This is a genomic window from Acidisphaera sp. L21 (assembly GCF_009765685.1).
Classification (GTDB): Bacteria; Pseudomonadota; Alphaproteobacteria; order Acetobacterales; family Acetobacteraceae; genus LMUY01.
Window position 1 is genome coordinate 335,253 of the sequence record NZ_LMUY01000145.1, and the last position, 2,351, is coordinate 337,603.

The window sequence follows — 2,351 nt, forward strand, 5'->3', positions numbered from 1 at the left end:
GGCCGGGCTGCGCGGCCGCGCTGTGCTGGAACACCAGCACACGCCAGACCATTACGCCCGCGGGCTGTTGGATGTGGTGCGCCAGATCGACACCCTGCACGCCCGGCGCCAGGCAATCGACCTGTCCCGAATGGCAGCCCGAACCTTGCTGGAGATGACCGATATCGGCGGCGTGGCGCTGTGTGCCGACCAGGTGGCAGCCGCGGTCGCCGGGCTCACCCGGCGGCGGTAGGCCATCAACGGGTCGGGCGTTCGCTTTCGAACATCAGCATCGTGTGCCCGGCCTGCTGGAACGTCGTAACCTCCCGCATGCCGATGCCGCCTAGCACTGTGCGGGAGCCGATATTGGTCTCGCGGGCAATGGCCACGATGCGCGTCAGCCCCGCCCGTTCATGCCCGTCGCGCAGCACCGCGGCCGCCGCTTCCCGCGCCAGCCCACGGCCCTGCACGATGGGATCGAACGCGAACCGCAGCGCGATCCCGCGCGCGTCCGGCCGTGCATGCAGCCCGGTCACACCCAGCAGCCTCCCCTCGAGGTCTCGCGCCGTCCACATGCCGATGTCGTGCGACGCCCAGAACGCCAACTCACCCGCCAGTTCGTCGGCAGTCTGCTGCGGAGTCCGGACGCCGCCCAGCATCATCGCCCAGACCCGCGGATCCGCCTTGAACACGGCCAATTCCGAGAGATCCTGGTGTTGATACGGGGTCAGCACCATCCGCCCGGTCCGGAGCGGGTGCACCCGGCGGTCGACCTTACCGCGCGAGCGGGCGGTATTTGATGCGGTGGGGGTCGGTGCTGGCCTCACCCAGGCGGCGTCGCTTGTCTTCCTCATAGGCCTGGAAGTTGCCCTCGAACCATTCGACATGGCTGTCGCCCTCGAAGGCTAGGATATGCGTAGCCAGGCGGTCCAGGAACCAGCGGTCATGGCTGATAATCACCGCGCACCCGGCGAACTCGGCCAGCGCCTCTTCCAACGCACGCAGCGTGTCGACGTCCAAATCGTTGGTCGGCTCGTCCAGCAGGATGACGTTGCTCTCGCTCTTCAGCATTTTGGCCAGATGCACGCGGTTGCGCTCACCACCGGACAGCACGCCAACCCGCTTCTGCTGGTCCGATCCCTTGAAGTTGAAGGCGCCGACATACGCACGGGACTGCACCGCCCGTTTGCCGAGATAGATCACGTCCGTGCCGCCGCTGATCTCCTCCCAAACGGTCTTGCTGCCGTCCAGGCTGTCGCGGGACTGGTCCACATAGCCCAGCTTCACCGTCTCGCCGACGACCAGCTTGCCCGCATCCGGCGTCTCCTGCTCGGTGATCATGCGGAACATCGTCGTTTTGCCCGCGCCGTTCGGGCCGATCACGCCGACGATGCCGCCGGGCGGCAGTTTGAAGCTCAGATCGTCGATCAGCAGGTGGTTGCCGTATGCCTTGCGCACGTTCTCCGCCGTGATGACAGTGCCACCCAGGCGTGGACCAGGCGGGATGACGATCTCAGCCGTGCCGCCAGCCATCTCAGCCGATTTGGCCAGCATCTGCTCGTATTTATCGATACGCGCGCGGCTCTTGGTCTGGCGGGCGCGCGGGGATGACTGGATCCACTCCTGCTCGGCGGCCAAGGCGCGCTGGCGGGAGCTTTCCTCTTTCTCCTCCTGCTTCAGCCGCTTGCGCTTCTGCTCCAGCCAGGACGAGTAATTGCCCTCGAACGGATAGCCGCGGCCGCGCTCGATCTCCAGGATCCAGTTGGTGACGTTGTCCAGGAAGTAGCGATCGTGGGTGACGATCATGACCGTGCCGACGTACTCGCGCAGCGTCTTTTCCAGCCAGGCGACGCTTTCGGCGTCCAAATGGTTGGTCGGCTCGTCCAGCAACAGCAATTCCGGCTTGTCCAGCAGTAGGCGGCACAGCGCCACGCGGCGCCGCTCACCACCCGACAGTTTGGTGACGGGGCTGTCCGGCGGGGGGCAGCGCAGGGCGTCGAGCGCGATCTCGATCCTGCGATCCAGCTCCCAGCCGTCCTCGGCGTCGATCTTTTCCTGCAGCTCGGCCTGTTCGGCGAGCAGCGTGTTCATCTTGTCGTCATCCATCGGCTCGGCGAATTCTTCGCTGATGGCGTTGAACCGGTCGATGGCGGCCTTCAGCGGGCCAAATGCCAGCATGACGTTCTCGGCCACGGTCTTGTCGGGGTCGAGATGGGGTTCCTGCTCCAGGTAACCCACGCGAACGCCCTCGGCCGCCCAGGCCTCGCCGCCATACTCCAACTCACGCCCGGCCATAATCTTCAGCAGGGTGGACTTGCCCGCCCCGTTGACGCCGAGCACGCCGATCTTCACGCCGGGCAGGAAGGATAGCG

General features: G+C 66.1%; 3 protein-coding genes. 1 reads left to right on the forward strand and 2 read right to left on the reverse strand.

What is annotated here, in order from left to right; all coding sequences use genetic code 11:
* On the forward strand, nucleotides 1–232 hold a 232-nt coding region (locus GSQ76_RS28120), incomplete at its 5' end, for a hypothetical protein (RefSeq protein WP_158747357.1).
* A 4-nt stretch (nucleotides 233–236) separates the two neighbouring features.
* Here the strand turns inward: GSQ76_RS28120 and GSQ76_RS28125 are convergent.
* Both GSQ76_RS28125 and ettA read right to left on the reverse strand, forming a co-directional pair.
* Nucleotides 237–716: a GNAT family N-acetyltransferase gene (locus GSQ76_RS28125; RefSeq protein ID WP_254070677.1), complete on the reverse strand. Its 480-nt coding sequence runs from the start codon at nucleotides 714–716 to the stop codon at nucleotides 237–239.
* Between the two features lie 37 nt (nucleotides 717–753).
* Nucleotides 754–2,351, reverse strand: a 1,598-nt coding sequence (gene ettA, locus GSQ76_RS28130) for an energy-dependent translational throttle protein EttA (protein WP_158747359.1), incomplete at its 5' end; no start/stop codon positions are given.

Excerpts from the sequence above, each read along its gene's own strand:
- GSQ76_RS28125 (WP_254070677.1), bottom strand. The coding sequence starts at position 716 with ATGGTGCTGACCCCGTATCAACACCAGGATCTCTCGGAATTGGCCGTG.